This is a genomic window from Pseudomonas sp. 10S5, from assembly GCF_035019745.1.
Taxonomy (GTDB): domain Bacteria; phylum Pseudomonadota; class Gammaproteobacteria; order Pseudomonadales; family Pseudomonadaceae; genus Aquipseudomonas.
In genome coordinates, this window is the sequence record NZ_JASJVL010000007.1 from 14687 (window position 1) to 39881 (window position 25195).

Annotated in this window: 27 protein-coding genes and 1 pseudogene; 6 read left to right on the forward strand and 22 right to left on the reverse strand. The window is 54.5% G+C overall.

Annotation, left to right across the window (positions count from 1 at the left end; genetic code table 11):
- Positions 1-12: 12 nt before the first annotated feature.
- From QN378_RS08990 to pilV (QN378_RS09020), 7 genes are all read right to left on the reverse strand, one after another.
- Entirely contained in the window at positions 13-723 is a 711-nt protein-coding gene (locus QN378_RS08990; RefSeq protein WP_322205429.1) for a PilW family protein, read from the reverse strand.
- Complete coding sequence (pilV, locus tag QN378_RS08995; protein WP_322205430.1) at positions 720-1202, reverse strand: type IV pilus modification protein PilV; 483 nt, start codon at positions 1200-1202, stop codon at positions 720-722. The genes QN378_RS08990 and pilV (QN378_RS08995) overlap by 4 nt, the downstream gene beginning before the upstream one ends.
- On the reverse strand, positions 1202-1678 hold the full coding sequence (locus tag QN378_RS09000; protein WP_322205431.1) for a GspH/FimT family pseudopilin: 477 nt from the start codon (positions 1676-1678) through the stop codon (positions 1202-1204). The genes pilV (QN378_RS08995) and QN378_RS09000 overlap by 1 nt, the downstream gene beginning before the upstream one ends.
- Positions 1679-2046: 368 nt before the next feature.
- The gene (locus QN378_RS09005) at positions 2047-2475 is read right to left on the reverse strand and encodes a type IV pilin protein (protein ID WP_323546681.1); all 429 of its coding nucleotides are present in this window, start codon (positions 2473-2475) and stop codon (positions 2047-2049) included.
- On the reverse strand, positions 2472-2993 hold the full coding sequence (locus QN378_RS09010; RefSeq protein ID WP_323546679.1) for a pilus assembly PilX family protein: 522 nt from the start codon (positions 2991-2993) through the stop codon (positions 2472-2474). Before QN378_RS09010 ends, QN378_RS09005 begins: the two co-directional genes overlap by 4 nt.
- Entirely contained in the window at positions 2994-3674 is a 681-nt protein-coding gene (locus tag QN378_RS09015; protein ID WP_323546677.1) for a pilus assembly protein PilW, read from the reverse strand. It abuts the gene before it with no gap.
- Entirely contained in the window at positions 3671-4132 is a 462-nt protein-coding gene (gene pilV / locus QN378_RS09020; RefSeq protein ID WP_323546675.1) for a type IV pilus modification protein PilV, read from the reverse strand. The genes QN378_RS09015 and pilV (QN378_RS09020) overlap by 4 nt, the downstream gene beginning before the upstream one ends.
- A gap of 206 nt (positions 4133-4338) precedes the next feature.
- On the opposite strand from pilV (QN378_RS09020), the gene QN378_RS09025 reads away from it, so the two are divergent.
- Positions 4339-4833 carry a GspH/FimT family pseudopilin gene (locus QN378_RS09025; protein WP_323546673.1) on the forward strand — a complete coding sequence of 165 codons (495 nt, stop codon included), beginning with the start codon at positions 4339-4341 and terminating at the stop codon, positions 4831-4833.
- A 6-nt stretch (positions 4834-4839) separates the two neighbouring features.
- Here the strand turns inward: QN378_RS09025 and ispH are convergent, their stop codons facing one another.
- The 6 genes from ispH to murJ all read right to left on the reverse strand — a co-directional run bounded on the left by ispH (position 4840) and on the right by murJ (position 12250).
- Entirely contained in the window at positions 4840-5787 is a 948-nt protein-coding gene (gene ispH, locus QN378_RS09030) for a 4-hydroxy-3-methylbut-2-enyl diphosphate reductase (RefSeq protein ID WP_322205436.1), read from the reverse strand.
- Between the two features lie 57 nt (positions 5788-5844).
- Positions 5845-6312, reverse strand: a complete 468-nt coding sequence (locus QN378_RS09035) for a peptidylprolyl isomerase (protein ID WP_322205437.1) — start codon at positions 6310-6312, stop codon at positions 5845-5847.
- A complete protein-coding gene (gene lspA / locus QN378_RS09040) occupies positions 6305-6805 on the reverse strand; it encodes a signal peptidase II (RefSeq protein ID WP_322205438.1) in 501 nt (166 codons plus the stop codon). Before lspA ends, QN378_RS09035 begins: the two co-directional genes overlap by 8 nt.
- Positions 6798-9629: an isoleucine--tRNA ligase gene (ileS, locus tag QN378_RS09045; protein WP_323546671.1), complete on the reverse strand. Its 2832-nt coding sequence runs from the start codon at positions 9627-9629 to the stop codon at positions 6798-6800. The genes lspA and ileS overlap by 8 nt, the downstream gene beginning before the upstream one ends.
- A 35-nt stretch (positions 9630-9664) precedes the next feature.
- Positions 9665-10591: a bifunctional riboflavin kinase/FAD synthetase gene (gene ribF, locus QN378_RS09050; RefSeq protein ID WP_323546669.1), complete on the reverse strand. Its 927-nt coding sequence runs from the start codon at positions 10589-10591 to the stop codon at positions 9665-9667.
- Between the two features lie 120 nt (positions 10592-10711).
- On the reverse strand, positions 10712-12250 hold the full coding sequence (murJ, locus tag QN378_RS09055) for a murein biosynthesis integral membrane protein MurJ (protein WP_323546667.1): 1539 nt from the start codon (positions 12248-12250) through the stop codon (positions 10712-10714).
- 249 nt (positions 12251-12499) lie between these two features.
- Here murJ and rpsT point away from each other — a divergent pair, with 249 nt between their 5' ends.
- A complete protein-coding gene (gene rpsT, locus QN378_RS09060) occupies positions 12500-12778 on the forward strand; it encodes a 30S ribosomal protein S20 (RefSeq protein ID WP_322166129.1) in 279 nt (92 codons plus the stop codon).
- A gap of 73 nt (positions 12779-12851) precedes the next feature.
- Here the strand turns inward: rpsT and QN378_RS09065 are convergent, their stop codons facing one another.
- The 5 genes from QN378_RS09065 to rplU all read right to left on the reverse strand — a co-directional run bounded on the left by QN378_RS09065 (position 12852) and on the right by rplU (position 16626).
- Positions 12852-13325: a CreA family protein gene (locus tag QN378_RS09065; protein ID WP_322205442.1), complete on the reverse strand. Its 474-nt coding sequence runs from the start codon at positions 13323-13325 to the stop codon at positions 12852-12854.
- A 28-nt stretch (positions 13326-13353) separates the two neighbouring features.
- Positions 13354-14472, reverse strand: a complete 1119-nt coding sequence (proB, locus tag QN378_RS09070; RefSeq protein WP_322206942.1) for a glutamate 5-kinase — start codon at positions 14470-14472, stop codon at positions 13354-13356.
- 88 nt (positions 14473-14560) lie between these two features.
- Complete coding sequence (gene cgtA / locus QN378_RS09075; protein WP_322205443.1) at positions 14561-15784, reverse strand: Obg family GTPase CgtA; 1224 nt, start codon at positions 15782-15784, stop codon at positions 14561-14563.
- Positions 15785-15995: 211 nt separating this feature from the next.
- The gene (gene rpmA, locus QN378_RS09080; RefSeq protein WP_297836646.1) at positions 15996-16280 is read right to left on the reverse strand and encodes a 50S ribosomal protein L27; all 285 of its coding nucleotides are present in this window, start codon (positions 16278-16280) and stop codon (positions 15996-15998) included.
- Between the two features lie 34 nt (positions 16281-16314).
- Positions 16315-16626, reverse strand: coding sequence for a 50S ribosomal protein L21 (rplU, locus tag QN378_RS09085; RefSeq protein ID WP_322166132.1), 312 nt, complete (start codon positions 16624-16626; stop codon positions 16315-16317).
- 238 nt (positions 16627-16864) lie between these two features.
- Here rplU and QN378_RS09090 point away from each other — a divergent pair, with 238 nt between their 5' ends.
- Both QN378_RS09090 and QN378_RS09095 read left to right on the forward strand, forming a co-directional pair.
- A complete protein-coding gene (locus tag QN378_RS09090; protein ID WP_322205444.1) occupies positions 16865-17833 on the forward strand; it encodes a polyprenyl synthetase family protein in 969 nt (322 codons plus the stop codon).
- A gap of 106 nt (positions 17834-17939) precedes the next feature.
- A pseudogene (locus QN378_RS09095) lies at positions 17940-18161 on the forward strand (hypothetical protein); the annotation flags it as partial.
- A gap of 108 nt (positions 18162-18269) precedes the next feature.
- Here the strand turns inward: QN378_RS09095 and QN378_RS09100 are convergent.
- Entirely contained in the window at positions 18270-18887 is a 618-nt protein-coding gene (locus QN378_RS09100) for an FKBP-type peptidyl-prolyl cis-trans isomerase (RefSeq protein ID WP_322205445.1), read from the reverse strand.
- Between the two features lie 91 nt (positions 18888-18978).
- Complete coding sequence (locus QN378_RS09105; RefSeq protein WP_322205446.1) at positions 18979-19284, reverse strand: DUF6482 family protein; 306 nt, start codon at positions 19282-19284, stop codon at positions 18979-18981.
- A 234-nt stretch (positions 19285-19518) separates the two neighbouring features.
- Here QN378_RS09105 and QN378_RS09110 point away from each other — a divergent pair, with 234 nt between their 5' ends.
- Positions 19519-21393 (forward strand): hypothetical protein, encoded by a 1875-nt coding sequence (locus tag QN378_RS09110; protein WP_323546665.1) that lies wholly within the window; start codon positions 19519-19521, stop codon positions 21391-21393.
- Between the two features lie 17 nt (positions 21394-21410).
- Here QN378_RS09110 and QN378_RS09115 read toward each other — a convergent pair whose 3' ends face one another.
- On the reverse strand, positions 21411-21740 hold the full coding sequence (locus QN378_RS09115; protein WP_322205448.1) for a hypothetical protein: 330 nt from the start codon (positions 21738-21740) through the stop codon (positions 21411-21413).
- Between the two features lie 167 nt (positions 21741-21907).
- Positions 21908-24358, reverse strand: coding sequence for a Lon protease family protein (locus QN378_RS09120; protein ID WP_323546664.1), 2451 nt, complete (start codon positions 24356-24358; stop codon positions 21908-21910).
- Between the two features lie 280 nt (positions 24359-24638).
- On the opposite strand from QN378_RS09120, the gene QN378_RS09125 reads away from it, so the two are divergent.
- Entirely contained in the window at positions 24639-25127 is a 489-nt protein-coding gene (locus QN378_RS09125; RefSeq protein ID WP_322205450.1) for a DUF3015 domain-containing protein, read from the forward strand.
- Positions 25128-25195 lie beyond the last annotated feature (68 nt).

The window sequence follows — 25195 nt, forward strand, 5'->3', positions numbered from 1 at the left end:
ATACCAATTCCACTACAGCAGCCTATTACGCAACGCTGCCACCACATTAAAAGTCTGATCTTTAACATTGTTGCTTGGGTCGGTCAGCGTAAGTGTCAAACGGATACTGCGAATATCAGCACTGGTCGGCGTAGCCGAATAGCTGCTAACGGCAGTGGCCGATAGGATGCCCGCCATACCGAAGGTAATATTGAATGCTTTTACATTGTTCACGAGCACCGCCGCCGCCGCGCCAGACCCCAAATACAGCTGATTATTCTTAAAGGTGTAAACGACGTTTCGGATGGGGAACGCTACTTGCCCTGAAACGGGAGCCTTAACTCCGTCGTAGGCGGTGGCGGAAGTTACACAGTCAGAAACTATCGTCCAGGTAGGCGCGCCACCGTTGCTGCCAACGTCAGCGGTATTCATCGTCAGGATACTGGCCCCTGAAGCGTCGGTCGTGAAGCTAATTGGTGTATAAAAATTAGGAGTGAAATTGGACGAAGAACTCGCGTCTTTTACTGTCGCAAGACAGCCGAACATACCAACCATGCGTATCTCTTGCACCATCTTACTCAGGGCATATCGAGCATCTTCCTGCATCGTAGCCGATGCATTTTGAGACACGTAGGTACCTCTGGCCGCGATGAATACCTGAATGATGCCCGCGACGACAACCAAGCCGAGCACTAACGCAATCATCATTTCGATTAGACCGAATCCCTTTGCTTGCTTGCTCATGGAATCCCCAAATCAATGGCTACGCGACTAGTGAGGATGAACGATTGCGTTGAAGTGGCGGTACTGGCCGTGTTGTCCGCATTAGCACTGCTGGTAGCACGGGTGTCTAGCCAGGTGATCGCTATAGTCACCTCTCTGCCCACCACCGTAATAGATCGTTTTGAGCCCGCTCCCGCGAAGGCGGCGACATTCGCGGAAAAATCTGCAAGATCCTGATCGTGAGCAACGCTGATATTTGCCGTCGGAGCCGCACCCGAAACGGCGAGGCTATAGTCAACGTCCGGATTTGCCCGAATCCGGTCCATCATGTCGTACGCAACGAAGCTGGCTTGACTGGAGAGGGTAGAACTATCGGTGTATTTCAATGCATTGAGTTGAATGGCCGCTGCACCCAGCAGGCCTATAGCCAGAACAAGTACCGATATCAGCACTTCTACAAGAGTCGTCCCGGCCTGAGCGTGGTTCTTTCGGTCAGCCATCAACAAAGTCCGCCGACAACGATCCGGCCGTTCAAGCATGCCCTCACCGTTTGGGTGATAGTGCCCTGCGTGTAGGTCATATCGAGCTGAGTACTCGGCGCAGCAAGCCCGCCTAGATTATTGAAATCAATGGCAACAACGCCACTGTTTGAGCCACCGAGGACGACGACCGCCCCACTGCTCATAGCTGACACAAGTCGCAAGGGGATATTGGGCGCTGACGCGAGTACAACCTGCAGCTGACCACTCCAAGTGCCACCTACGGCACTGGGCATTACCCTGGTATTGACGCCACGATTGATTGCCTCTAAACGCGCATAGTTTAGCGCTCGCTGCAAGTCGCTGACCTCGGTATCGGCTCTTGAACGCTGTATCGAACTCTGGAAGTTAGGAACTGCGATAGCCGCTGCAATCCCCAGGACTGCCACGGTAATTAACAATTCAACCAGGCTAAACCCTTTGGGGTGTCGGTGCATTATGGGGCTCCTTGACGACCTGACTATAAGGCAGTAATACGCCGCAAAAATCTACCGTTAGATGTACGGTTATTTAACAAGGATGAGTGCCCAGGCGATGCTCGATTGCTAGCGTTCAAACACACAATCTGCGTCAATCGAATAGTGTTTAGTCTTAGTGTGTGTATCCACTTAGTGATTTGAGACCGCGTAATTGGAGCGGCGGACATCTTGCTCGGTCATTGCTTGCGTGCGGACGCCATGTCAGCTCGAGCTTTACACTGATGGATGAGGCTGAACGCCGGGCCTGTAAGGTTAACAACATGATCTCGAATGTCCCCCGGCCAAGCAAAGCCCCTATGTTGAGCGTGGTTTACGCTGTGAAAATATTATCCCCAGCAATCATGGCTTGCCTCTGCCTCTTTGATATTCCGGCGCCGCCCAACGTTATCCACCACATACACACCACACCTGTCTCCATCCATCATCCCCGCCGCAATCGGCGTTGCAGTCAACCTAAAGGCTTGTGCATCACGTTCAGCTATCACCCTGTAAAGCCTATTCCCCGGGGTGATTTCTAGCTCCACCGAAGGCGGTCCAATAATGTCTGCGTACTGCCCATTACGTGAGTAAAACCTCTCCAATTGCTGCGTCGTGTCGCTGAGTAAGCCGACGATATCAGAGCGGTGGGCGCGCTTCAGGGAGTCGGTGTAGCTGGGATAACCGAGGGCGGCGAGTATGCCAATAATGGTCACGACGATTAGCAATTCAATCACCGTAAAGCCCTTTTCACGCATGGCGACAGCGCTCGGGCTCATTGTATTTGCCGCCACATGATGCGGCGATCCAATGCGTAAACGCTCTCTAGTACTGTTCTGGACCTGCCTTGAATACCCACGCCAGTTACTCGATATAACGTCCATATTTTTGGCTCCGTCCCTTCTATTGGCGATGGCACATTTATCGGCTCGGTTGTTTCAGCAAAGTTTTGAACGGCGTAGAAACCTCCTTTAGTCGCTATCCATGTCACGCCGGAGGTTGGGTTCGCGCCCGGCATAGTGACGTCAAACGCCTCTTGCGGAGGCGCGCAGGAGACGATGGCTATGCAGCGGGCCAGCGAGTATCCCGGCTGTTGCACCGCAGATTCGCCGATTCGCAAGGCAGCTTCTGCCGCCTGAAATGACTGATTACGCAGCTTTACGCTACCGGCCATTTTTTCCTGGAGGGTGGCGTTTTTCAGAGATGAAAGGCCGATGAGAGTCATCAGCAGCAGAAACACCAAGCTGATCAATAGGACAGTGCCGCGCTGGCGGTACATGCTCATTAGAGGCTTCATCTACCCCAGCCTGTTGCGCAATGCGGCAACGACCGTGAAGGTTTGGTCTTTAACCCGTTTAGCTGGGTCGCTCAGCGTGAGGTTTAGGCGAACGCTTCGAATCAGCTCAGGATTGACGGGATTGGCGCTGTAGTGTGAAACCGACCTGTCTTCCACAGTATTGGCCACGCCAAACAACACCGAGAACGCGTTGACGTTTTTGATCAACCCGCTGATCTCACTGTTGCGCCGGTTGTAGGTATAGGTAACTTCCCGGATCGGGAATTTCATTTGTCCGAGACCCGGATCATGGTCTCCGGCGTAAGCTGTGGCGGATGACTCACAGTCGGATATAACGACCCAATCGGATTTACCGCCGGTAGTGCCAACATCAGCAGTGATCAGGGTCAACGTTTGCTTAGCGTTGTCCCAACGAATTGGCGTTTGCCTAGCCGCGCTAAAGCCTTTGCCAACATCATCTATGGTTTTCAGGCAACCAAACATGCCGACCATGCGGATTTCCTGAAGCATTTTACTCAGTAGAAATCGTGCATCTTCTTGCATGAACGCCGCGGCGGTTTGGCTGACGTAAGTGTTTTTGGTGCCTATGAACAGCTGAGTCAAACCTAGGGTGATGACCAACCCCAAGGTCATCGCCAGCATAATTTCGACTAGGCCGAAGCCGCTGGATACTAACTTCATGGACGCCCCTGCGAATCAACCGCCACGCGGCTGCTCAAACTGAACGTCTGCATGTCACCGAGAGCATTGGCGGCTCTGGAATCGTTCCAAGTGATGGTGATGTCAATGTTCCGCCCGACGACGGTAATGCTAGCGTCGGCGTCGCTGCCCGCGAGCAGGTTGATGCTATTAGCAAAGTCATAGAGATCCTGGTCACGAGGCATAGCAAGGTTGCCAAAGACGGGAGCAGCCGCCAGTGAAGTCAGGGTGTAGTCGGCATACGGGTTGGCACGCATGCGCTCAATTATGTCGTGCGCGACGAAACTGACGTGACTGTGCAGCATCGCACTATCGGTGTACTTCAACGCATTGAGCTGCGCTGCTGCTGCCCCGAGCAAGCCGATAGCTACAATCAGCAGAGAAACCAGCACTTCGATCAACGTCATTCCGGTTTGAAAATGTCTGTTTCCCTCACGCATAAGCAGGCTCCGTCCAAAAACATTTCGTCCGACCATTGAAGTCGATGAAACGGGAAGTGGGGAGCGGATCTGCGGCCTGATTTGTAACTCTTTAGGTGCTGGCCATTGCGAAATAAAGACTGACAATTCACGCCAGCACAGGGGCTAGGAACCAGCGTGAATGAGGTGTTTGCTAGCTGACCTGACCGCAGGCAAGGACGCAAAGCATGAAGCAAGCAGGTGTTGGGCTTATCCAGTTAATGGCCGGAGTGGCATTGATTGCCGTTGCCGCGCAACTGGCGGTTCCGGGGTTTGGGCAATTGGTTGAGTCTCAGCGGCGAACGGAGGTCGCTAACCAGCTAGCCAGCGCGCTTCGATCTGCGCGCACCGAGGCGATCTTGCGCAACACGCCGGTTTTGGTTCATGCGATAGACGACAACTGGAGCCTTGGATGGCGAATTATGCTCGAGCACAAAGCCGCAGGAGGAGAGTATGGCGAGGTATTGCAGGAGCACATCAGCAGCGGAAAAACACCGATTACTGGCAACTTTCGAGGAAAACCTTACGTGCGGTTCAACGGCTTGGGTTCCGCTTTGACCAGCAACGGAACACTGCTGGTCTGCGAAATCCAAAAGCCCATCAGCCATTACCAGATAGTGGTTGCGGCCAGCGGAAGGGTTCGGTTAGAGAGCAACAAAGCCCGTCAGCAAACCTGTCGCTAACCAACCTCACAATAACGACTTGACTCGCAACTCTTTGGGCATCGAAAAGGTGATGTTCTCTGCACGTCCTGCCAACTCGTCAGCGCCGGTCGCGCCCCAGGCTTGCAGTTGCTCAATCACGCCGCGCACCAGCACTTCGGGTGCCGAGGCACCTGCGGTAATACCGATGCGCTCTACCCCATCGAACCAGCTGCGTTGCATGTCTTCGGCACCGTCGATCAAGTAGGCCGGTGTCGACAAGCGTTCTGCCAACTCGCGCAAACGGTTGGAGTTTGAACTGTTTGGGCTGCCGACAACTAACACCACGTCGCACTCGCTCGCCAATTGTTTGACTGCATCCTGGCGATTTTGCGTGGCGTAACAGATGTCGTCTTTACGCGGGCCGCCGATGCTCGGGAAGCGTTTGCGCAAGGCATCAATCACCCGGCCAGTGTCGTCCATAGACAACGTCGTTTGGGTGACAAACGCGAGACTCTCAGGATTATTCACTTGAAGATTGGCGACATCGTCTTCGTCTTCCACCAGATAAATTGCGCCACCATTGGTGCCATCGTACTGGCCCATGGTGCCTTCAACTTCTGGATGGCCTTCGTGACCGATAAGAATACACTCTCGGCCGTCACGGCTATACCGCGCAACCTCAATATGGACCTTGGTTACCAGCGGGCATGTGGCGTCGAATACTTTCAAGCCCCGACCGGAGGCTTCGGTGCGTACAGCTTGAGACACCCCATGGGCACTGAAAATGACAATGACGTCGTCAGGCACCTGATTGAGCTCTTCGACGAAAATCGCGCCACGGGCACGGAGGTCTTCGACGACAAATTTGTTGTGAACCACTTCGTGGCGCACGTAGATCGGCGGGCCAAAGACTTCCAGGGCACGATTGACGATCTCAATCGCCCGGTCTACTCCAGCACAGAAGCCACGGGGGTTAGCGAGTTTGATTTGCATAAGGGGCCTCGTTTCTACGCGCTGGAAAGATAGGGCATCTGATCGAACTTGATTCACTCAGAGCGCCTTGACCTCAAAAATTTCCACTTCGAAGGTCAGTGTCTTGCCGGCCAGCGGGTGGTTAAAGTCGATGGTCACTTGAGCATCATCAAAAGCTTGAACGATACCCGGAAGCTCAGTGTTGGCGGCATCGTTGAAAATGACCAATAAGCCATCAGACAGCTCCATGCCCTGAAACTGCGAACGCGCAATAATTTGCACATTTTGCGGGTTCGGCTGCCCGAAAGCATTTTCTGGCAGCACTTCAACGGTGCGTTTGTCACCGGCTTTGAAGCCAAATATCGCCAGTTCAAAGCCCGGCAGTAAACTGCCGTCACCGACCTTGAACGTCGCCGGTGCTTTATCAAACGTGCTGTCTACGGTATCGCCGTTTTCCAGGCGCAGGGCGAAATGCAGGGTAACTTCCGTGTTCTGGCCGATACGTTGCTCGTTCGGCGAGCCTTGAGCCAAAGACTGTTCAGTCATGAACGGGTTCTCCAGATTTTTTACTTTTGAACATGTCCAGCGCCAACATGACAGCACCGACGGTAATCGCGCTATCTGCAAGGTTGAACGCAGGGAAATACCAGCGGTTCTGCCAATGCACCAAAATAAAATCGATGACATGACCTAACACAATACGATCATAAAGATTACCCAAGGCGCCACCCAAAACCAGCGCCAACGCCACTGCCAACCAGGTTTCACCTTGGCCAAGTCGTTTTAGCCAAACTACTAGCACAGCACTGACGACCACTGCGATCATTGCGAACAACCAACGCTGCCAGCCGGAACCGTCAGCGAGAAAACTGAACGCAGCTCCGGTGTTGTAGGCCAGGGTCCAACTGAAATAGTCAGGAATGACAATAATTTGCTGATAAAGGGTTAATCCGTGCGCGAAGTAGAACTTGCTGACTTGGTCAATGACCAACACCAGCACGCTCAACCAGAGCCAGCTCAAGCGGCCTGAGTTAGGCATAGTGACGCACCTCGCCATTACCGCTGATGTTGTCGACACAGCGACCACAGATTTTCGGGTGCTCAGGATCAATCCCGACGTCCTCGCGATGGTGCCAGCAACGAGCGCACTTCGGATGCCCGGACTTGACCACTTTCAGTTTCAGCCCGGCGACTTCGGTAACCACCGCATCGGCTGGTGCATCGATGAACGGCGCAACGGCAGCGGTGGACGTAATAAGCACGAAACGCAGCTCATTGCTCAGCTTCGACAGGTCGGCGACCAGCGAATCTTCAGCGTACAAGGTCACTTCCGCTTGCAGGTTGCCGCCAATGGCTTTGGCTGCGCGCAGGTTTTCCATCTCTTTGTTGACTGCCACTTTCACTGCCATGATCCGCTCCCAGTAAGCGCGATCGAGCTCAAAGCTTTCCGGCAATTCGCTCAAGCCTTCGTACCACGTGTTGAGCATCACCGATTCGTTGCGCTCGCCCGGCAGGTACTGCCACAGTTCGTCGGCGGTGAAGGCCAGGATTGGAGCGATCCAACGCACCAGCGCTTCTGAAATGTGGAACAGCGCGGTCTGACATGAGCGACGCGCGGTGCTGTCGGCGGCGGTGGTGTACTGACGGTCCTTGATGATATCGAGGTAAAAACCACCCAGTTCCTGCACGCAAAAATTGTGCACCTTGGAATATACGTTCCAGAAGCGGTATTCGCCGTAATGCTCTTGCAGCTCCCGTTGCAGCAGCAACGCACGATCCACCGCCCAACGGTCCAGCGCCAACATTTCTTCGGCAGGCAGAATGTCGGTGGCCGGGTTGAAACCGGTCAAATTTGAAAGAAGAAAGCGCGCTGTATTGCGAATCCGCCGATAGGCGTCTGCGCTGCGTTGGAGAATCTGGTCGGAGACCGCCATTTCGCCTGAGTAATCGGTAGCCGATACCCAAAGACGCATGATATCGGCGCCCAGAGAATCGTTGACCTTCTGCGGTGCGACGACGTTATTCAGCGACTTTGACATCTTGCGGCCGTTCTCGTCGACAACAAACCCATGGGTCAGCAGTTCGCGATACGGGGCGTGATTGTCGAGCATGCAACCCGTTAGCAACGAGGAGTGGAACCAGCCACGGTGCTGGTCTGAACCTTCCAAATACAGATCAGCACGCGGGCCGCTCTCGTGGCCCATCGGGTGAGAGCCACGCAGGACGTGCCAGTGCGTGGTGCCCGAGTCGAACCAGACGTCCAGCGTGTCGGAAATTTTGTCGTACTTGGGCGCCTCATCACCCAGCAACTCAGAGGCGTCCATCTTGAACCAGGCCTCAATGCCTTCCTGTTCAACACGTAGCGCCACTTCTTCCATCAACTCGACGGTGCGCGGGTGCAGCTCGCCACTTTCCTTGTGCAGGAAGAACGGAATCGGCACGCCCCAGTTGCGCTGACGGGAAATACACCAGTCTGGACGGTTGACGATCATCGAATGCAAACGCGCCTGACCCCAGGCCGGAACGAAGGCGGTGTCTTCGATGGCTTTGATTGCGCGTTTGCGCAAGGTGTCGCCCGTGGTCGGCTGTTTGTCCATACCCACAAACCACTGCGCTGTGGCGCGGTAGATCAGCGGGGTTTTGTGGCGCCAGCAGTGCATGTAGCTGTGGGTGATGACTGCGGTGTCCAACAGGGCGCCGACTTCAGCCAACTTGTCGATGATGTTCTGGTTGGCCTTGAAGATGAACTGGCCACCGAAGAATTCCAGCGAATCGACATACACTCCGTTGCTTTGCACTGGGCTGAGGATGTCGTCGTTGGTCAGGCCGTAACTTTTACTGATGACAAAGTCATCGACGCCATAGGCCGGTGAGCAGTGAACCACACCGGTACCAGCGCTCAATTCGACGTAGTCAGCCAGGTACACCGGCGACAGGCGGTCATAGAACGGATGGCGGAAATTAATCAGTTCCAGCTGTGCGCCGGTGGTGGTAGCGACCACCGAACCTTGCAGGTTGTAACGGGCAAGGCAGGCCTCGACCAGCTCTTCAGCCAGCACCAGGTATTTGTCACCCACATCAACCAACGCGTAGGTGAACTCTGGATGGACGTTCAGCGCCTGGTTGGCCGGAATGGTCCACGGGGTAGTGGTCCAGATCACGATGGAGGTCGGCTTGGCCAGCGTTGGCAGACCGAACGCAGCGGCAAGCTTGGCTTCATCAGCGATGGGGAACGCGACGTCGATAGTGGAAGACTTTTTGTCCTGATATTCGACTTCTGCTTCAGCCAGGGCCGAACCGCAGTCGAAGCACCAGTTCACAGGCTTGAGGCCCTTGAACACAAAACCGCCCTTGACCATTTCAGCCAAGGCGCGGATTTCTCCGGCTTCATTGGCGAAATCCATGGTGCGGTAAGGGTTGTTCCAGTCGCCCAAGACACCCAAACGGATGAATTCCGCTTTCTGGCCTTCAATCTGCTCGGCAGCGTAGGCACGGCTCAGTTCACGAGTCTTGTCCGCAGGCAGGTTCTTGCCGTAGGTGACTTCGATTTTGTGCTCAATCGGCAGACCGTGGCAGTCCCAGCCTGGAACATAAGGTGCGTCGAAACCCGAAAGAGTTTTCGAACGGATGATCATGTCCTTGAGAATCTTGTTAACCGCGTGACCGATGTGAATATTGCCGTTGGCGTAAGGAGGCCCGTCGTGCAGCACGAACTTTGGACGGTCTTTGCCAATCTCACGCAGCTTCTGGTACAGGCCAATACTGTCCCAGCGCTGCAGAATTTGCGGCTCGCGCTGTGGCAGGCCGGCCTTCATTGGGAAGGCGGTGTCCGGAAGGTTTAGCGTGGCTTTATAGTCGGTCATTTAAGGCTCTTAATTAGCGATTAGCGCTACTAATGTTACTTGCGCCAATGGGCACGGGCGGTGGCGACATCCGCATTGATCGCCGTCTTGAGCGCCTCCAGAGAGGCAAACCGCTGCTCATCACGCAGCTTTTGGTGGAAAGCCACCGTCAAACGCCGGTCATAAAGATCGCCGGTAAAGTCCAGAATGTGTATTTCCAGGTGAGCATTGCCGTCACCCGCAACGGTCGGACGGACGCCAATATTGGCGACTCCCGGCCAAGTCTTTCCGTCGATCTCCGTACTGACCAAATACACCCCGGTAAACGGCACGCGACGACGCTTGAGTTGTACGTTGGCGGTGGGCGTACCCAACTGCCGAGCCAGTTTCTGGCCATGCAAAACGCGTCCGGTAATCCGAAACGGTCGGCCTAGCAAACGCTCAGCCAACGCAAAATCTGCGGTGGCTAATGCGTCACGAACCTTGGTACTGCTAACCCGAACCCCATCAATTTCGACCGTTTGTGCCGCTTCCACAGTAAAACCCTGGGTCGCGCCTGCTTGCTGCAGAAAGTCGAAATCACCCAGCCGGTCGCAACCGAAACGAAAATCGTCACCCACTTCCAGATGCTTCACGCCAAGGCCGTCAACCAGAATGGTGTTGACGAATTCGGCGGCACTGAGCTTTCTCAAGCGTTGATTGAAGGCGAGGCATAGCACCAGGTCAACACCCTCCTGCGCCAGTAATTCAAGCTTGTCACGCAGCCGAGCCAAACGCGCCGGTGCTGTATCGGGGGCGAAGAACTCACGTGGCTGTGGTTCAAAAATTACTACGCAGCTGGGCAGGCCCAACTCGATGGCGCGCTCACGCAATCGCGCCAGGATAGCCTGGTGGCCACGGTGAACACCGTCAAAGTTGCCAATAGTGGCGACACAGCCCCGATGCTGGGGGCGCAGATTTTGGAGGCCTCGAACCAGCTGCATAACACGCTTCTTGCTCATAAAGTGGCCGATTATAACCACACCCGGCCCGCTACAACAGGCAACAGTCCCAGGCAAACCGCATGCAGTTGCCTTAGGACGCGAAAAACCAACGAATCTTGCTTACATAATTACCTTGCGAGCAAAGTCCTTCAGACGAAAGCCCAACAGCAGCAGCACACCGAAATACGTCACCACGCCCGCCCCCACCAACGCGCCGAGTCGAAGCAGCCGCTCCAGCATGCCGCCCTGGTCCCACGCAGGCATGAAATGCATCAGACTCAGCAACACACCGGACATGACCAACACCGCGACGATCAATTTAGATAAAAATGCCGTCCATCCGGGTTGTGGCTGAAACAAACCCTGCCTACGTAGTTGGAAAAAAAGCAGCCCTGCGTTGATGCAAGCACCAACGCTGATCGCCAACGCCAGACCCGCATGTTGCAGTGGACCAATGAAGGCCAAGTTGAGCAATTGGGTAACAATAAGCGTGAAAATGGCGATTTTCACCGGGGTGCGAATATTTTGTTGTGCATAAAACCCGGGCGCCAGCACCTTGATCACGATGATGCCCAGCAATCCTACCGAGTATGCGACCAACGCGCGCTGGGTCATTACCGCGTCGAACGCATCAAACCTACCGTACTGAAACAGCGAAACCGTTAGCGGCTCAGCCAGCAATCCCAACGCCAAAGTGCATGGCAGTACGAGCACGAAGCACAGGCGCAGCCCCCAATCGAGAATATGCGAATACTCCTGGCGGTCTTTGCTGGCATAGGTTTTCGACAAGACCGGCAGCAGAATCGTACCCAACGCTACTCCGAGCACCCCGGAAGGCAGCTCCATCAAGCGGTCGGCGTAATACATCCAAGAGACCGAACCCACGGCCAGAAAAGAAGCGAAGATCGTGTTAATGATCAACGAAATCTGACTGACTGAAACCCCGAGAATCGCTGGCAACATCTGCTTCATGACTCGCCAAACGCCGCTGTCCCGCAGATTAAGGCGCGGCAAGACCAACATGCCGATCTTCTTCAGGTGCGGCAGTTGATACAGCAATTGCAATAGTCCACCCGCCAATACTGACCAGCCGAGCACCATGACCGGCGGGTGGAAATACGGCGTCAGGAACACCGCAAACACGATCATGCTGAGGTTAAGCAACGTCGGCACAAACGCCGGGACCGAGAAACGGTTCCACGTATTAAGGATCGCTCCGGCCAGCGAAGACAAGGAAATGAGCAATATATAAGGAAAGGTCACCCGGAGAAGGTCAGTGGTTAACGCAAATTTTTCCGGTGTATCTGCAAAACCGGGGGCTGTTATCCAAATGACCCACGGTGCGGCTACGATTCCCACTAACGTGACCAGCGCCAACACTAACGTGAGCAAACCGCTGACATAGGCAATGAGGGTGCGCGCTGCCTCCTCGCCCTTTTGATTTTTATATTCAGCCAGAATCGGCACGAACGCCTGCGAGAACGCGCCCTCGGCAAATATCCGACGCAGCAGATTGGGCAGTTTAAACGCGATAAAAAACGCGTCTGTTGCCATACCTGCGCCAAAAGTGCGCGCGATTATGGTGTCCCTCACAAAACCCAAAACGCGGGAAATCATTGTAATAGAGCTGACGGCAGCTAGTGATCTGAGTAGGTTCATTGAAAGAGTTTTGCGCCTTGGCCAAAGGACACGCCATCGGGCCGTCCATTTATGCGATACTCCGCGCCGCAGCAGCACAGAGCCAAAGCCCGCGAGTTTACAGGTCGCACGCCGGAAATAAATAACCCGGCGTTGCATTAGCACCACTCAGCGGAACGCATCATCTGCCCTTGACAAGACATCAACTCGTCGGCATGATTCGCGGCCTATTTTGTTTGCTAATTTCCAAGTCTTTCGAGGAGCTCGACGGTGGCCAACACACCTTCCGCCAAAAAACGTGCAAAACAGGCTGAGAAGCGTCGCAGCCACAACGCCAGCCTGCGTTCCATGGTTCGTACTTACATCAAGAATGTAATTAAGGCCATTGACGCAAAAGACGCTGAAAAAGCGCAAGCTGCTTATGTTCTGGCTGTGCCAATCATCGACCGTATGGCCGATAAAGGCATCATCCACAAGAACAAAGCTGCTCGCCATAAGAGCCGCCTGAATGGTCACGTCAAGGCTTTGAACCTTGCCGTTGCCGCTTAAGCGATAAGCTTTTTAAAAAACCGACCTCCGGGTCGGTTTTTTATTGCCTGCGATTTGACCAGAATACTCCGCCTTACTGCGCCGGCGGAGCGGGCACCCAAGGCAGGATCGGAATCGCGGTCACAGCGTTCTGCGGGCTACCCTCGATGACACGGTCGCTGTAGACCAGATACACAAGCGTGTTGCGCTTCTTGTCGAGAAAACGAACAACTTGCATGGTTTTGAACACCAGGGATGTGCGCTGTTTAAAGACCTCATCTCCGTCCTTCAACTGCTCCGTAAACTTGATCGGACCCACCTGGCGACAGGCGATGGACGCCTCGGCGCGATCTTCAGCCAAACCTAGACCGCCTTTCACTCCGCCCGTTTTCGCTCGGGAAAGATAGCAAGTCACGCCTTCGACCTTGGGATCATCGAACGCCTCGATCACGATCCGGTCGTTCGGGCCGACAAACTTGAATACTGTCGACACTGAACCAATCTCCTCCGCCGAAGCCAGCAGCGGAACAGCCAACAGAACACCCAGTAACCCACATACGATTCGCATAGCATCTTCCTTAATGAGGCGTCGCCACTTAGACCAGAATCAAATTATCGCGATGTATCAGCTCAGGCTCGGCCATATAGCCCAACACGTGAACGATGGCATCAGAGGACTGGCCAATTATTTTTTGTGCTTCAAGTGCACTGTAGTTGCTCAAGCCGCGAGCGACCTCACGACCATCCGGCGCAACACACACCACCATTTCGCCACGTCGAAAGCTGCCCTGAACCAGCTTGACCCCCACTGGCAACAAGCTTCGGTGACCTTCCGCCAGCGCCACCACGGCACCCGCATCGAGTACCAGCGTGCCACGGGTCTGCAAATGCCCGGCAAGCCACTGCTTACGCGCCGCGAGCATTTCGCGCTCTGGGGACAACAAAGTGCCCAGTTGCTCACCTTCTTTAAGCCGCGCCAGCACACGATCAAGCAGCCCACCGACGATCACGGTGTGCGCACCGGAGCGCGCTGCCAGCCGAGCTGCGCGCAATTTGGTCTGCATGCCGCCGCGACCCAGCGCACCACTGGTACCGCCTGCAACAGCGTCTAGCGCCGGATCATCGGCACGCGCCTCGTGAATCAACTTGGCATTGGGGTTATTGCGAGGGTCCGCATCGAACATACCGTCGCGATCAGTGAGAATCACCAGCAGATCAGCTTCGACCAAATTGGCGACCAGCGCTGCAAGCGTGTCGTTGTCGCCGAAACGGATCTCGTCAGTGACCACGGTGTCGTTTTCGTTGATCACCGGAACTACGCCCAGGTCGACCAGCGTGCGCAAGGTGCTACGAGCGTTCAAGTAGCGCTTGCGGTCGGAAAGATCGTCGTGGGTCAGCAGGATCTGCGCGGTATGGCGGCCATGCTCGGCAAAGCTGGACTCCCAAGCCTGTACCAGCCCCATCTGACCGATGGCGGCCGCAGCCTGCAGCTCATGCATGGCACTGGGTCGAACGGTCCAACCCAAACGACTCATGCCAGCGGCGACAGCGCCGGAGGAGACTAGAATCAATTCGACGCCCGCTTCCTGCAGCGCCACCATCTGCTTGACCCAGACCGCCATTGCCGCCCGATCCAGCCCTTTGCCGTCAGCCGTCAGCAGCGCACTGCCGATTTTCACGACCCAGCGCTGGGCACCTGTCACTTTGCTGCGCATCATCTTCCAACCTTAGCCAGAGAATTTTGATTAATTCGAGATACAAAAACGCCGCTAATAATAGCGGCGTTCAGTTTACTGCACCCGATCAGTCACGGACGTAAATGATTTCCGGACCGTCTTCATCGTCATCATCGTCATCGCCCCACACATCTTCGTCGGCGTCATGCACGCTCTTCACGCCAGTGCGGCGCAAGGTGCGCGCATCATCCAGCGCTTGCAACTGAGCGCGCGCCTCGTCTTCGATGTTCTGATCCAGCTCGGCCAGTTCACGGGCGAAGACAGGGTCTTCAACGATACGCAGGTTACGCTCTTCGAGGTAACGCATGATGTCACGGCTAAGCTGCTCGGTGCCCTGCTTGGAGATAGCCGAGATCACATAGACCGGGCCAGTCCACTCCAAACGGTCAACGATTTCCTTGACCCGCTCTTCATGCTCTTCTTCGAGGATCTGATCGCACTTGTTCAGCACCAACCAGCGATCACGATCAGCCAGTGACGGGCTGAACTTGACCAACTCGTTTACGATAACTTCGGCAGCATCAGGCGCACTGGTTTCATCCAGCGGCGCCATATCAACAAGGTGCAACAATAAACGCGTGCGAGCCAAGTGCTTGAGGAAACGGATGCCGAGGCCTGCACCGTCGGAAGCGCCTTCGATCAAGCCAGGAATGTCGGCAACAACGAAGCTTTTCCAGCGGTCGACACTGACGACACCCAGGTTCGGGATCAAGGTCGTGAACGGATAGTCCGCCACTTTCGGCTTGGCGGCTGAAACCGAGCGAATAAATGTACTTTTGCCGGCATTCGGCAAGCCCAGCAAACCGACGTCCGCCAGCACTTTCAATTCAAGCTTGAGGTCGCGCTGATCACCGAACTTGCCTGGGGAGGTTTGGCGTGGCGCACGGTTGGTACTGGATTTAAAACGGGTGTTACCCAGACCATGCCAGCCGCCGCTCGCCACCAGCAAACGCTGGCCAGCCTTGGTCAAGTCGCCGATGATCTCCTGGGTCGCGGCATCAATCACGGTGGTACCTACCGGTACGCGCAACACCATCTCTTCGCCTTTCTTCCCAGTGCAGTCTGCGCTGCCGCCGTTCGAACCACGCTCAGCATCGAAGTGACGGGTGTAGCGATAGTCGACCAGCGTGTTGAGGTTTTCGTCGGCGATCATGTAGATCGAGCCGCCGTCACCGCCATCACCGCCGTTAGGACCACCGTTTTCAATAAATTTTTCGCGACGGAAACTCATGCAACCGTTGCCGCCATCGCCCGCCTTTACTCGAATCGAAACTTCATCAACAAACTTCATTTAAAGCACGCCTCTCGCCACAGGGACGAGCTGAATAGTACAAAAATATAAGACTCTTGCCAAAAATGAGCGTTGCGATACCGATCAGAAACCAGCGACCCCAGAGGTCCGCATCACAACAGCCCGCACAAACAGTTTTGCAAGAGACTCACCTACGCCTAAAAACAAAAAAGCCCCGTCGCGAGACAGGGCTTTTCCAGCAACTACGTAATTATGCAGCGACGACTACTGCAGCTGCAGTCTTCGGAACGATGCTTACGTAACGACGACCGAAGGCGCCTTTAACCTGGAACTTGATCACGCCTTCCACTTTCGCGAACAGGGTGTGATCTTTACCCATACCAACGCCGTAGCCAGCGTGGAATTGGGTACCGCGCTGACGCACGATGATGTTGCCCGGAATGATTGCCTGGCCGCCATACATCTTGACGCCAAGGCGTTTGGCCTCTGAGTCACGACCGTTACGGGTACTACCACCAGCTTTTTTGTGTGCCATGAGTTCAATACTCCAAATAGAGGATTAGGCTGAATTAAGCCTGAATACCGGTGATTTTGATCTCGGTGTACCACTGGCGGTGGCCCATACGCTTCATGTGGTGCTTACGACGACGGAACTTGATGATGCGGATCTTATCGTGGCGACCTTGGGAGATCACTTCAGCAACGACGGTTGCGCCGACAACGACAGGAGCACCGATGTTGACTTCTTCGCCGTCACCAATCAACAGAACACGATCAAAAGTCACGGATTCGCCGGTAGCGATTTCGAGCTTCTCGATCTTCAGGTATTCGCCCGGGGCGACTTTGTACTGCTTGCCGCCGGTAACAATTACTGCGTACATGGTATTTCTCCGTTAATCCTGCTCACCCAGCTCTTTATAAGTAGAGTATTGGCTGGCATGGCTGCGTTGGGCTGGAGGGCCCGTTGCAATTGCGTAAGGCAGGTGCTGCCCAGGAAAGTTAGGGTGCGCGATTGTACGCAAGGCACAAACGTGATGCAAGTACCTAAACGTCATACCTTGACAGGTCCCGGCCCTGCACCTAGCATGCCGCGCAACCCTTCTGGAGCACCTGTCGCTGATGCAACCCCAAGCTTTCTACCGCGCGGTGGCGGACGACTTTAGTGCCGTTGACGTCATCATCAAGAAGCAACTGGCTTCGCGCGTGCCGCTGGTGTCCAAAATCGGAGACTACATTACCTCAGCCGGCGGTAAGCGTCTGCGTCCTTTATTAGTTTTGCTGTGTGGCAAGGCACTGGGTCGTGAGGGCGACGATTTGCGTCTGCTGGCGGCGACCATCGAGTTCCTGCACACCGCGACTTTATTGCACGACGATGTTGTGGATATGTCAGGCATGCGCCGTGGCCGCTCCACCGCTAACGCCCTTTGGGGCAACGCTCCTAGCGTTTTAGTCGGCGACTTCCTATATTCACGCTCGTTCGAAATGATGGTCGAACTGGGCTCCATGCCCGTAATGAAGATTCTGTCCAAGGCTACCCGAGTGATTGCCGAGGGCGAAGTGCTGCAGTTGTCGAAGATTCGTGACGCCAGCACTACTGAAGAAATCTACATGGAAGTTATTCGCGGCAAGACAGCCATGTTGTTCGAAGCCTCGACCCACAGCGCTGCGGCGCTGTGTGGCGCGCCGCTTGAGCAAAGCGAAGCCCTGCGCACTTTTGGAGATCATCTGGGTGTAGCTTTCCAACTGGTCGACGATTTGTTGGATTATCTCGGAGACGCCGAAACCCTAGGTAAAAACGTCGGTGACGACTTGGCCGAGGGCAAGCCTACCTTACCGCTGATCTACACCATGCGCGAGGGTACGCCGGAACAGGCTGCGTTAGTACGTCAAGCTATTCAGAAAGGCGGTCTCGAAGACCTCGAAAGCATCCGCGAAGCCGTCGAAAGCGCAGGTGCTTTGGACTACACCGCGCAGTTGGCGCGTGACTACGTAGCCCGCGCCATTGCATGCCTTGACGTATTGCCGCCGAGCGAATACCGCAACGCCTTGGTCGAACTGAGTGAATTTGCGGTCGCCCGAACTCACTGATCTCACCGATGATGTTTGCAGCTAGCGCTCCGGACAAAATCACCAATAGTCTCTTGCTATTATTCAAATAAGAATTATTCTCATCAATCCACCAAGGAGATGAGACATGACTTATTTGATTGATGCGTGGCTTGACCGCCCACGTCCTTATCTGCGAATTCTTCATCGAGAAACCGGGGCCGTGTGTGCGGTACTGAGAGAAGACGCGCTGGACGAGTTATGGGATCAAGGGGATTTGGATATCACTGACCTTAGTTCCAATGCACCCGGCGTGCTTAAGGAAACGGTGCGTAACTTATTTCTTTTCTGCTATGCCCGTGCATTGCGACCTGCGGGAGAATGCGCTGAGCATGGGGCTTTAAAACAGCATGCTCAGCCCGGATTGCTGAACGAACCTGCAAGATCCCTTCAGCAATCATCAGCGCGAATGCGCTACTTACAAAACGTCCAGCAGCTCCACGTCAAATACTAGGACTGTGTGCGGAGCAATGCTGCCAGCACCTTGAGCGCCGTAAGCCAATTCGCTCGGAACATGTAGACGCCATTTACTGCCGGCTTTCATCAGTTGCAACGCTTCAGTCCAGCCAGCAATGACGCCGCCAACCGGAAACTCAGCTGGCTCGCCACGATCATACGAGCTGTCGAAGACGGTACCGTCGATCAGCGTGCCATGGTAGTGAGTACGAACCTGATCATCAATAGACGGCTGAGTGCCCTCTCCTGCGGTCAGCACTTCGAATTGCAGGCCAGATGGCAATGTGGTTACGCCGTCGCGCTTACCATTCTCCGCCAGGTATGCCAAACCAGCGCCGGCAGCCTGTTCAGCCTTGGCCGCTGCCTGGGCTTGCATGATTTCGCGAATAACTTTAAAGCTGGCGGCCATTTGTGCTTGGTCAACACGGCTATCCTTGCCATGAAATGCGTCATTCAAGCCAGCCAGAATCGCGTCCAGGTCGATGCCCGGCGGCGGATTATCACGTAACTGATCGCCTAACTGACGGCCAATACCGTAGCTGACGCGGGTTTCGTCGGTGGACAGATTAACTTCGGACATAACGCTGCTCCGCTAAGGAGCGCCAAAAGACGCCCCGAACTAAAAGGCCGAGCAGCCTAGCACAATCGCAACTAACTCCCGCCCTCCAGTGCTACCACACAGAGCGGTAGGAAATCGGCACTCGCAGCACTTGCTCGTCGACATTGCGTAGACCACACATCTCATCGTGGACCACCGAATGCACCAGATTGAACGGAACTGCAGGCATCGCACGCAACACCTCTCGCGCATGCTCAACCGAGCGCAAGCTCATGGTTTTGCCGCTCATGTCATAGAGGGGATGCGCCATCCCTTGCATACGGGCTTCCAATAAGTAAATTCCACCTTCCATCGAGATTAAATTCAACTCATCAACGCGCCCGGCGTGAGCGTAAGCGTTCAATTCCTGAAGATTCATGGGTAGTCCTGTCGCAACAATACAAGTTCTGAGAGCTGAGTTTCGTACAGCACAGGGAAATCACAACCCTGAGGCAGGCCGTCGGTCTGTTCATCGAGATATCGATAGGCACGCGTATGCCGTCAGCCCCCCTTGCATAAGCCTTTGATCAATCTATGGACTGAAAATATCGCCTCGTATTTTGCCGCGTGCCTTACACTTCTCAGTTGCGACCACCCGACAGGAACACCGTGAATGGCATTAAGACTTCCGCTTACCGGCTTCGCGCTGACCTGTTCTTTGCTGCTAAGTGGCTGTTTCGACAAGACCCATGAACAACAGCTTGCTGCGCTTAAGGTAAAAACTGAACAGTTCGAGGCAAAAGTCGAGGCTATTCAAGACCTGCGGCTGAAAGAAGCCGTTACTACTCTGGGCAGTTCGCTACTTATGCTTGAGCGAATTTCCCTAGAAATGCAGGCGAAGCCGGTTGAAACGGAATACGGCGAGGACGGCTTGGCGCTGCTTAAGGATTACCCTAGCGGCCAAGCAGTAACGGATACTTATATAAACGGCCTGTTCATACAACGCAGAACACCTGACTCCGACTTTTTGACTGCTCTAGAACCGATATTCCCGTTCTCGTTTAGTGGCGCCGATGAATTCCCTTTTCCACACAATGTGGACTGGCACTCGGTCACACTGGACAACCAAACGGTTATTCCTTTCTCCAAAGACCGTGAAGAAGACGCTGCCAATATCCAGTTAGCACCGGCGGCTGATAGCGAAACCCCGACAGCCAACTTGGAGTTAATCTACCCTTACCAGGATGGCGCTTTACCACCGACCAAGAAGAACAAGCCGATTCCTATTACCCTGAACGGCGAACTCCAGGTAGTGACGCCGCGTAAAGTGAGTCGCTTCGAGCTTACAAAAAAAGATGTTGGCGCAAAGCGAACTGACGACAACATCACAGTCACGCTACTAAGCCAAGGCAAGAGTTTCGCAGAAGTCGAAATCCAAAATAGCGCCGACCTTCCAGATGAGCTAGTCGACGAAGAGCTCAATCCACTCGTCGTTCAAGCGCAAGACAAAACCGGGCGGTTCCTCACGCGCGCGGGCGGTATTGCGCAAGACGCCAGCCAAATCGCGTTCTACGAGAAGAAACTCGACGCGCTTATGCGCCAGAAACAATTCAGCCCCGAGCTTCAAACTGAACTGAATGCCGACATGCACGCCTTCCATCTCCAGCATAAGACTCACTATGCAAAGGTGTATTTCAATGGAACAGTTGATAAGGTCGACGTCAGCGTTTTGGATTATTCGCACACCAAGATAAGCAAGACTCAGTTGAGCGTTCCGGTGCGTCAGTTCGATGAATATACCTTTGGCCTGGAAGTTCAGCCATTGCTGTTGCCCGTGGTGGTGCACGACGTCCAGGCGGAAAACTTCCTTAAAACCTACGACATGAACGAGGGGCAACTAAGGAAATCTATCGTTATACGTCAGGACGTAGAAAATCTGGAAGATGCGAGAATCGAGTTCAGCCATCCCCCGACATTCAATAACGAGTTTAATGGTTCACCGTTGAGCACAGACGACAGTTTGATCTCGTTCTACGCAGAGGGTACTGACGACAAGCTTGGAAGCAAAATTGACTTGCCACTCAATTCCTACGAGTTCGACGTGACGCAGGGCGATATCAGCTACGATTTAACCCAATTCCCCCAATTGCCAGCCTATGCGAAAGGCACCATGCCGCTGTTGCTGGCAAACATTGAAAAAATCTTTATGGATGTCGCCGCTTTGCCTAAGGGCTTGTCGTTGAAGAGCAACGCACTGGTGATTGATCAGACGTTATTCCCCAATGACGCTTGGCGTTTCTACGCAAAAGACAATACCGGCAAATACCTCAAGGAAATTCTTGAAGTGAGCCACCAAGCTTCGCAATACAGCGAAAACGTTTTCGACGTGCACTACTTTTATGGTCAACCGACGAGCCTGGAGGCCTACCAGCGCACCAACCTGAAGCAAGTCAATTACGATTTCAAGATAAGACTGGACAAGCCGAGTACCGCCAACCTTGAACAGCTGAATCAAAATCCGTCGATCACCCCTGATGACGAACAGTAGACCTTAACGCTACCAACCTAAAACGGTGATGAGCGCTGACAGCGCGAGCTGTCGCCGTTGATACGGCGCAACTCGCCTTGCAGATGCAGTTGCCAAATGGCAACGTCTTTAGCAACCTCATACCCATGTAGCGCAAGGCTTTCAGCGATGGCCAGCATTACAGATTCTGCGGCCAATGGGCCATGAAACGGACCTTGAGCCTTCAGTGCTGAGGGTTGCTCGCCAGACATACCGGCGGCAAACAGTAACGTCCACATGCCGTTGTCTCCCGAGAGAGGGCGAATCACACATTCGATACGAGTGGTCAAGCCTAGGCATTGGCGGGTAAGACAGAGGCTGCGCGACATGGCGAGCTCCTCGTTGGCTACAGTATTCACGCTTCAGTCAGCAGAGGCGCGCGTCAATCCTTTTGACAACTGTGTGTTTCTCCAGAATAGAAGAAAAGCCAGATTCTAAAAGTCTGTAGAACAACGGGGCGCCGAATGGTCATTCCTTCCCATCAGCGCCCTTCCGGTCATTTCTTCTTGGCCAGCACTTTCAGCTCTGGCAGCAACTGAACCGGTTCCTTTTCCAGCTCCTCTTTGAAGTCTTCATCGCTGAGCATTTCGGCGATGTCGCGCAAACGCTCCACAACGCGAGCATTGACGCTGCCCACAGGAAACTGGCCCTTTTCGTTAGGTGCGCCCGCAGGCTCACCGACCAACAAGCTCAATGCTTCGTCAGCCTGGCGCACGGCATAAATATGGAATTGTCCGTTGCGCACAGCCTGGAGCACCCGCTCATCAAGCATCAGGGTAGTGACGTTAGCTTGAGGAATAATCGCGCCTTGTTCGCCCGTAAGCCCTCGCGCTTCGCAGAGTCGGAAAAAACCTTCGATTTTCTCGTTGACCCCTCCAACCGCTTGAACTTCACCGAATTGGTTGATCGAACCGGTGATAGCGAAACACTGCTTGAGCGGTGTTTTCGACAACGCCGAGATCAGGGTGCAGGCTTCGCCTAGCGACGCACTGTCACCGTCCACATATCCGTAAGACTGTTCCAGCGCGATGCTTGCGGAGATCGCCAGCGGAAATTCCTGTGCGTAACGGCTGCCCAAGTAACCGGTGAGGATCATGACGCCCTTGGAGTGAATCGGCTGCCCAAGATTTACTTCCCGCTCAATATCAACGATGCCGCTGCCACCGGGGTAGACCGTTGCTGAAATCCGCGCCGGCACTCCAAAAGCCGAATCGCCGACTTCCAGAACCGTTAGCCCATTGCACTTACCCACGGCAGCGCCATCGGTATCGATGAGGATGATTCCGGCTAGCATGTCATCGAGAATTCGTGCCGATACTCGACCGGTGCGAGTGGCTTTCGCCTTGAGGGCCCGCTCGATATGCCCAGCATCGGTTTTGTCATCATTAGCCAGTTGGCGAATGAAATCCGCCTCGCTGACCAACTGAAACAAGTCGCCGATACGCGCAGACAAGCGCCCTTGATGCTCGGCCAGTCGAGCGCTGTATGTAGCCAAACGCGCCACGGCATCAGCGGTTAACGGGGCCATGCCCTCTTCAGAAGTTCGAGTTTTGAGCAACTGGGCGAATTGCTCCAGGCTTTCGTCGACCATCGGGATGTCTTCATCAAAATCCACCAATACCCGGAACATTTCCTGAAAGTCCGGATCCAGGTCTTGCAGCGTGTAATACAGCGAACGCGCTCCGATAATAATGACCTTGACCTGCAGCGGAATAACTTGCGGGGTCAGCGTCACGGTCGCCAAGCGACCCAGCTCACCCAGAGGCGACTCCATTTTCAATTTTCGCGACTGCAGGGCGCGCTTCAGAGCGTCCCACACAAACGGTTCGCTGAGCATTTTTTCCGCTTCAAGCACTAAAAATCCGCCGTTTGCGCGGTGCAATGCACCCGGACGCAGTTGACGGTAAGTAGTGTAGAGCGCGCCTTGATCAGTGCTGTATTCAATACGGCCGAATAAATTGTCGTAGGTAGGGTGCGGCTCGAACACGATTGGCGCACCGGCGTTCATCGGGTGCCCCACTACCAAGCTCGGACAGTACTGCTCCTCGAGCAGTTTGCGCGCCTCGGCATCGGGTTTGCTATCGTCGACCAATTGCTCGACCACGGTCTTTAGCAAGTACACCTGCATGCCCTGCAAGTAGGCGCAGACGCTGGCGTTTTCAGCGTACTTCTGCGAAAGAGGCGCCAATAGAGGCTGCAAAGCCAGGGTGATGGTTTCTTCGTTCAGTTGGCGCATCAAGTTACTGGACTCACGCTTCCATTGCGGCAAGCTGGCCAACTCTTCGTTGAGACGCTCTTCAAGACTGGAAATATCGTCGTGAAAGCGATCGCGGTCAATTTCCGGCAGTTGCGAAAACTCCGCTTCGTCCAGCGCCTTTCCATCGCTCATCGGCGTGAATGCAATGTTGGTGCTGTCACGGTAAAGGGCAATGTCCTTTTCCAGGGCCAGGCGTTCGATCACGTCCAGCGCTTTGTCGTAACGCTGATTGAACGCCCGGTCGATTGCGCTTTTTTTCTGCTGATACGAAGGATGTTCAAACACCGCCGGAAAGGTTGCCAGCAGGTTATCGATCAAACCGTTGATGTCGGCGATGAAGGCGCCAGCGCTGCCAGACGGCAATTCCAGTGCTCGCGGCTCGCGAGGTTCGTCGAAGTTATTGACGTATACCCAATCCGGCGGGGTTTGCATGCGCTTGCCCTCGGCCTTGAGGTAGCGCTTTACGAAGGAGAATCGCCCCGTGCCGGGTTCGCCCATAACAAATACGTTATAACCGGGACGCGGCATGGCTACGCCAAACTGCAGAGCTTCTACTGCACGCTCCTGGCCGAGCACACCGCGAAAAGGTTCCAGATCATTGGTCGTCGTGAAGCTGAACTGTTCGGCAGAAAAAGGACGTGTCAACGCTTCAGGCGCAAGACGCAGGCTAGCAGCAACAGTATCGGGCATCGGACATCCTTACATCAGGCAGGGCAGATGGGGGGCATTCTGGCGCTCCGCGCACCCAGCTGGCAAGGCGCGCCGAATCTGAATATTTTCCGACGTGTCGCGGCTTCGGCAGCGTGTCGTACTAGCCACTTGATAGATAACAATTTGTAATAAATCACGGAACCCTCGGAGAGTGCCTAAACTCCAAATTGCGCAGCTGGATAATAAAACTGGCTAGCCCTGGTGCGGTTATATGCCAGGAAACCCGACCCTTGGTTTAAACATAAAAGAGAATAAAGCTATGAAACGGATTCTTCTCGGTACTCTTTTCACCGTGGTATCTCTCAACGCCATGGCCCAAGCCCCAGGCGGCCCGGACTGCGGTTGGGGCAACATGCTGTTTGAAGGCCAGCGCGGTACGCCTGCGCATTTTCTGGCGTCAACAACCAACGGTACCTCAGGCAATGCTACGTTTGGTATGACGTCTGGAACTAACGGGTGCGCAACTAACGCAGCATTAACCTACGGCGGCAGATCCTGGATCTCTATGAACGGGATGATGGACGAGCTTTCCAAGGACATGGCCATGGGTCAAGGCGAGGCACTGACCACCTACGCGGTTGTAATGGGCGTTGCACCGCAAGACCGTGCGCATTTCGCCGCAGTCACCCACGCGCATTTCCAACAAATTTTCAGTAAGGCCGACGTAACAGCGGACGACGTGCACACCAACACTCTTGCGGTGTTGAAAAACGATCCGGTTCTGGCTAAATACGCGACCCAGGCTTAATGTTCGTTTGCCTGCCCCTTGGTTTAAGGGGCAGGCCGTCGATACAGCGCAATATGCGTAATTTTTAA

Coding starts and splice junctions, on each gene's coding strand:
- QN378_RS09110 (WP_323546665.1), top strand. CDS start 19,519: ATGGCATTAAGACTTCCGCTTACCGGCTTCGCGCTGACCTGTTCTTTG.
- QN378_RS09120 (WP_323546664.1), bottom strand. CDS start 24,358: ATGCCCGATACTGTTGCTGCTAGCCTGCGTCTTGCGCCTGAAGCGTTG.
- QN378_RS09010 (WP_323546679.1), bottom strand. CDS start 2,993: ATGAAGCCTCTAATGAGCATGTACCGCCAGCGCGGCACTGTCCTATTG.
- rpmA (WP_297836646.1), bottom strand. CDS start 16,280: ATGGCACACAAAAAAGCTGGTGGTAGTACCCGTAACGGTCGTGACTCA.
- QN378_RS09115 (WP_322205448.1), bottom strand. CDS start 21,740: ATGTCGCGCAGCCTCTGTCTTACCCGCCAATGCCTAGGCTTGACCACT.
- QN378_RS09105 (WP_322205446.1), bottom strand. CDS start 19,284: ATGAATCTTCAGGAATTGAACGCTTACGCTCACGCCGGGCGCGTTGAT.
- ispH (WP_322205436.1), bottom strand. CDS start 5,787: ATGCAAATCAAACTCGCTAACCCCCGTGGCTTCTGTGCTGGAGTAGAC.
- murJ (WP_323546667.1), bottom strand. CDS start 12,250: ATGAACCTACTCAGATCACTAGCTGCCGTCAGCTCTATTACAATGATT.
- ileS (WP_323546671.1), bottom strand. CDS start 9,629: ATGACCGACTATAAAGCCACGCTAAACCTTCCGGACACCGCCTTCCCA.
- QN378_RS08990 (WP_322205429.1), bottom strand. CDS start 723: ATGAGCAAGCAAGCAAAGGGATTCGGTCTAATCGAAATGATGATTGCG.
- proB (WP_322206942.1), bottom strand. CDS start 14,472: ATGCGCAGCAAAGTGACAGGTGCCCAGCGCTGGGTCGTGAAAATCGGC.
- lspA (WP_322205438.1), bottom strand. CDS start 6,805: ATGCCTAACTCAGGCCGCTTGAGCTGGCTCTGGTTGAGCGTGCTGGTG.
- pilV (WP_323546675.1), bottom strand. CDS start 4,132: ATGCGTGAGGGAAACAGACATTTTCAAACCGGAATGACGTTGATCGAA.
- QN378_RS09000 (WP_322205431.1), bottom strand. CDS start 1,678: ATGCACCGACACCCCAAAGGGTTTAGCCTGGTTGAATTGTTAATTACC.
- ribF (WP_323546669.1), bottom strand. CDS start 10,591: ATGCAGCTGGTTCGAGGCCTCCAAAATCTGCGCCCCCAGCATCGGGGC.
- QN378_RS09065 (WP_322205442.1), bottom strand. CDS start 13,325: ATGCGAATCGTATGTGGGTTACTGGGTGTTCTGTTGGCTGTTCCGCTG.
- cgtA (WP_322205443.1), bottom strand. CDS start 15,784: ATGAAGTTTGTTGATGAAGTTTCGATTCGAGTAAAGGCGGGCGATGGC.
- QN378_RS09035 (WP_322205437.1), bottom strand. CDS start 6,312: ATGACTGAACAGTCTTTGGCTCAAGGCTCGCCGAACGAGCAACGTATC.
- QN378_RS09125 (WP_322205450.1), top strand. CDS start 24,639: ATGAAACGGATTCTTCTCGGTACTCTTTTCACCGTGGTATCTCTCAAC.
- QN378_RS09090 (WP_322205444.1), top strand. CDS start 16,865: ATGCAACCCCAAGCTTTCTACCGCGCGGTGGCGGACGACTTTAGTGCC.
- QN378_RS09005 (WP_323546681.1), bottom strand. CDS start 2,475: ATGAGCCCGAGCGCTGTCGCCATGCGTGAAAAGGGCTTTACGGTGATT.
- pilV (WP_322205430.1), bottom strand. CDS start 1,202: ATGGCTGACCGAAAGAACCACGCTCAGGCCGGGACGACTCTTGTAGAA.
- QN378_RS09025 (WP_323546673.1), top strand. CDS start 4,339: ATGAAGCAAGCAGGTGTTGGGCTTATCCAGTTAATGGCCGGAGTGGCA.
- QN378_RS09015 (WP_323546677.1), bottom strand. CDS start 3,674: ATGAAGTTAGTATCCAGCGGCTTCGGCCTAGTCGAAATTATGCTGGCG.
- QN378_RS09100 (WP_322205445.1), bottom strand. CDS start 18,887: ATGTCCGAAGTTAATCTGTCCACCGACGAAACCCGCGTCAGCTACGGT.
- rplU (WP_322166132.1), bottom strand. CDS start 16,626: ATGTACGCAGTAATTGTTACCGGCGGCAAGCAGTACAAAGTCGCCCCG.